The sequence below is a fragment of the Phenylobacterium sp. genome, assembly GCF_031425575.1.
Taxonomy (GTDB): domain Bacteria; phylum Pseudomonadota; class Alphaproteobacteria; order Caulobacterales; family Caulobacteraceae; genus Phenylobacterium.
On record NZ_JANPJP010000056.1, the window covers coordinates 1 to 4109 of the forward strand.

Sequence of the window (4109 nt, forward strand, 5' to 3'; positions counted from 1 at the left end):
CCTCGACCACAAGGGCCTGCCCCTGGGCCTCCAGCTGATCGGCAAGGCGTTGGACGAGGGAACCCTGTTCTCCCTCGGCGGAGCCCTTGAAAAGGCTGCAGATTTCCGCGCCAAGCCCACCCGCTGGTGGTGACAAAAAAGGCCCCCGCCGTCGCCGGCGGGGGCCCCTCGATCTACTTCAGAAACCTGCCTACTTCGGCAGGGCGTCCAGGTCGGCCTGAACCTTCTTGATGATGTCGTCGGTCACGGCGCCCTGGCTCATCGGGGCGACCTGGGTCAGCGTCATGGCCTTGAACTGGTCATAGGCTTCATGGGTGCTGATGCCCGGGATATTCTTTTCCAGGACAGCCTTTGCGGCCGGGTTGGCGACCAGGGTTTCGATCGGCGTGGAGTCGGTGGAGAGCGCGGCGGCGGCTTGCGCCATGGCCGGAGCGGCGGCCATCAGGCCAAACGAGAGCGACAGGCCAACGAGGCCGGCGGCGAGGGTCTTCTTCATGGTGGGTTCCCTTCCCCGAGGGGGTGTTTTTGCGCGCCCAGCAAAGCTTCAAAATAGCTGGCCGCGCAAGGTGCTTTCGTTGGCGCGTCGCCCGGTTTAGGAAAGCGTCATGACTGACACCTCCAAGCTGATCGTGGGCCGCACCGGCTCGTGGGAAATCGTTCTCGGGCTGGAGATCCACGCCCAGGTGGCCTCCAAGGCCAAGCTGTTCTCCGGCGCGGCGGTCGGCTTCGGCGCGGGCCCCAACGAGCAGGTGAGCCTCGTGGACGCCGCCATGCCGGGCATGCTGCCGGTGATCAACCGCTTCTGCGTTGAGCAGGCGGTGAAGACCGGCCTCGGCCTGAAGGCCCAGATCAACCTGCGCTCCAGTTTCGACCGCAAGAACTACTTCTATCCTGACCTGCCGCAAGGCTATCAGATCAGCCAGTTCAAGGACCCCGTCGTGGGGGAGGGCGAGGTCATAGTCGAACACGACGACGGCTCCACCTTCACCGTGCGCATCGAGCGCCTGCACCTGGAGCAGGACGCGGGCAAGTCGCTGCACGACCAGGACCCGAACGCCACCTATGTCGACCTGAATAGGGCCGGCACCGCCCTGATGGAGATCGTCTCCAAGCCCGACATGCGCTCCTCGGCCGAGGCCGCGGCCTATGTAAAGAAGGTCCGCACCATCCTGGTCTATCTCGGCACCTGCGACGGCGACATGGAGAAGGGCAACCTGCGCGCCGACGTCAACGTCTCGGTCTGCCGCCCGGGCGCCTACGAGAAGTTCCGCGAGACCGGCGACTTCAGCCACCTGGGCACGCGCTGCGAGATCAAGAACGTCAATTCGTACCGCTACATCCAGCAGGCCATCGAGTACGAGGCCCGTCGGCAAATTGAGATCATAGAAGATGGGGGCTCGATCACGCAGGAGACCCGGCTGTTCGATCCCACCAAGATCGAGACCCGCTCGATGCGGTCGAAGGAAGAGGCGCACGACTATCGCTACTTCCCCGACCCCGATCTGCTGCCCCTGGTCCTCGACCCGGCCTGGGTGAAGCGGATCGAGGACTCGCTGCCGGAACTGCCGGACGCCGAGAAGGCGCGCCTGCAAAGCCAGTACGGCCTGTCGGCCTATGACGCCGGAGTGCTGATCACCGAGCAGGCCCGGGCCGACTTCTTCGAGGAGGCCGCCAAGGGCCGCGACGCTAAGCTGACCTCCAACTGGGTGACCAATGAGCTGGCCGCCCGGCTGACCGGGGCTGGTCAGGATATCGAAGACAGCCCGCTGAAGCCTGCCGACATCGCCGAGCTGGTGGCCCTTATCGAGGAGGGGGTCATCTCCTCCAAGATCGCCAAGGATGTCTTCGACCGCATGTGGGCTGGCGAGGGCGCCGCGCGCGCCATCGTCGATAAGCAGGGCCTGCAGCAGGTCTCCGACACCGGCGCCCTGGAGAAGATCATCGACGACCTGATCGCCGCCAATCCGGGCCAGGCCGCGTCGGTGGTCGAAAAGCCCCAGGCCATCGGCTGGTTCGTAGGCCAGGTGATGAAGGCGACCGGCGGCAAGGCCAATCCGGGCGCGGTCAACCAGCTGCTGAAGGCGAAACTCGGGATCTCTTGATGTTTCGCTGGCGGGACAAGAAGCCGTCGATGAAAGAGCTCTGGCTGGACCGACCAGACGCGCTTTCACGCATCGAACAGTCTCGCGCGCCTGAGGCGTTCAAGACCGCCGCGCGGGAACTCAGCACCGACGGCTTCACTGTCCTGCGCGGCGTCGTGGATCCGGCCCTGTGCGCCAAGGTGATCGCTGACTACTACCGCTATGCCGAGCAGCATGCCGACTATGTCGCTCAGAACCTGGACCAGATGGGGCGCGAGAAGCGGCTGGTGAACTTCCACCTTTGGTCGAAGGCCGAGCTGGACCTGGTGTCCAACCGGAAGATCATGAAACTGTTGGACTATCTGTTCGATGAGAAGACCTGCGTCTATACGACCCTGACGTTCAAGTACGGCACCCAACAGCCCCTGCACCGTGACACACCGCACTTCGCAACCTGGCCGGAGAGCCGCTTCTTCGGCGTCTGGACCGCGCTGGAGGACGTGAGCCCCGAGGCGGGACCGTTGATGTACGTGAAGGGCGGCCAGCGGTTCGAGATGGAGCATCATCGCGACATCATGCGCCGCGTGCAGCAGAACCGGCCGGACCTGAACCCGCAGGAGCAGCTGACCCTGGCCCTGGACCTCTATAACGGCCAGGTGATTCAGGACAGTCCGAGCGCCGGCGAGGTGGTCACCGCGCCTATCAAGTGCGGAGACGTGGCGATCTGGCATCCGCAGCTTCCGCACGGGGGCTCGCCAGCCATCGACCAGATGCGCTCGCGCTGGAGCGTGGTCGCCCACTGCGCGCCTGAAGCCGTGCAACTGTACATGATGGACACCTATTTCCATCACGACGGTCCCGAGCCGCCACCTAAGCGGTATGGCTTCCTGCGCAAGGTCAACGGCCGCCGGGTCGCCGACTCCGGCGCCACTGGCTACATGTGAGAAAGGCCCCGGCGCTTGCGCTCCGGGGCCTCTGACGCGGGGCCGAAGCCAGGCTAGTTGTTGTTGATGATCTCGAAGATGATGCCTGTGGCGATAGCCGCCAGCACATAGTCATTGCCGGCGCGATACCAGGCATAGCCGCGGGGCGGCTGGCGCAGGCGATGGCGACCGTAGTCGTACATTGGATAACCGCGATAGTAGGCCGGCAACGACGCCCCGCGCCGCCAGTGATTATAACCGGGCCGGTAGTAGGGATTGCCGTAATAGGCCTGGGGCGGTGGGCCATAGCTCCAGCGGTCGCCATAGTAGTAGCCGTTGTGACGGCCCCGATCCCAGTCGCGGCGGTCATGGTGGTCAGGACCGCGATAGTCACGGCGATCACGATGATCGCGGTAGTAGCCCTGCGCCTGGGCCGCTGTGGCGGTGGCGGCCATGGGGCCCGCAACGGCCGCGACGGCGGCCAGGCTCAAGATCAGACGCTTCACGTCGACGTCTCCTTCAACACGCCCATTCGGGCGCGCATCCCTCGCGATTCACCATGTCGCGTTTCGCCTGAACCGAGGCTGAACGCGACGACCAAGGAACGCCCGCTCGCGGGCGGTTCAGGGGAAGGTGACGATCCGCAGGACCTCTCCGGAGGAGGTGCTGGCCAGGATGTATTCGTTGCCGACCCGGTACCAGGCATGGCCGCGCTTACGGGCCAGGCGGTTGTCGGTGACCATGTAGCCGCGGAAGTAGGGCGGCAGGATCAGGCCGGGCCGGAACGTGCTGCGGCCCGGCTGGTGCTGCTCGAAGCAGCCCATGTTGTTCTGGCCGCCGCCGGCCGGCGCGTAGTAGGCGCCGCCCACGGGCGGCGGCGGAGCGTAACCCTGGCGGTGGTCCTGATACCCGCCATGATGTCCATGGTTGCGCTCGTCGTGCGGGTAGTTGTCGCGGCGCGCGCCGTAATCATAGCAGTCGCAGTATTCCTCGCGGCTCTGCCGGGAATAGCTCGAACTGGAGTGGGAATCCCAGGATTGGGCGTGGGCCGTGGCGGAGATCGCCAGGCCGCCGGAAATCGCCGCCAGGGCGGTCATGCTCAAAC

At 65.2% G+C, this 4109-nt stretch carries 5 protein-coding genes; 2 read left to right on the forward strand and 3 right to left on the reverse strand.

Annotated elements, in window-relative coordinates; all coding sequences use genetic code 11:
• Positions 1–190: 190 nt before the first annotated feature.
• Positions 191–496 (reverse strand): hypothetical protein, encoded by a 306-nt coding sequence (locus tag RMO97_RS03250; RefSeq protein WP_310539107.1) that lies wholly within the window; start codon positions 494–496, stop codon positions 191–193.
• Positions 497–605: 109 nt separating this feature from the next.
• Between RMO97_RS03250 and gatB the strand changes: the two genes are divergently transcribed.
• Together gatB and RMO97_RS03260 are read left to right on the forward strand one after the other, a co-directional pair.
• Positions 606–2102 (forward strand): Asp-tRNA(Asn)/Glu-tRNA(Gln) amidotransferase subunit GatB, encoded by a 1497-nt coding sequence (gatB, locus tag RMO97_RS03255; protein WP_310539108.1) that lies wholly within the window; start codon positions 606–608, stop codon positions 2100–2102.
• Between the two features lie 29 nt (positions 2103–2131).
• Positions 2132–3025 carry a phytanoyl-CoA dioxygenase family protein gene (locus tag RMO97_RS03260; protein WP_310539109.1) on the forward strand — a complete coding sequence of 298 codons (894 nt, stop codon included), beginning with the start codon at positions 2132–2134 and terminating at the stop codon, positions 3023–3025.
• A 53-nt stretch (positions 3026–3078) separates the two neighbouring features.
• Here RMO97_RS03260 and RMO97_RS03265 read toward each other — a convergent pair whose 3' ends face one another.
• Positions 3079–3510, reverse strand: a complete 432-nt coding sequence (locus tag RMO97_RS03265; protein WP_310539110.1) for an RcnB family protein — start codon at positions 3508–3510, stop codon at positions 3079–3081.
• Between the two features lie 117 nt (positions 3511–3627).
• A partial coding sequence (locus RMO97_RS03270) for a hypothetical protein (RefSeq protein ID WP_310539111.1) occupies positions 3628–4109 on the reverse strand: 482 nt, incomplete at its 5' end.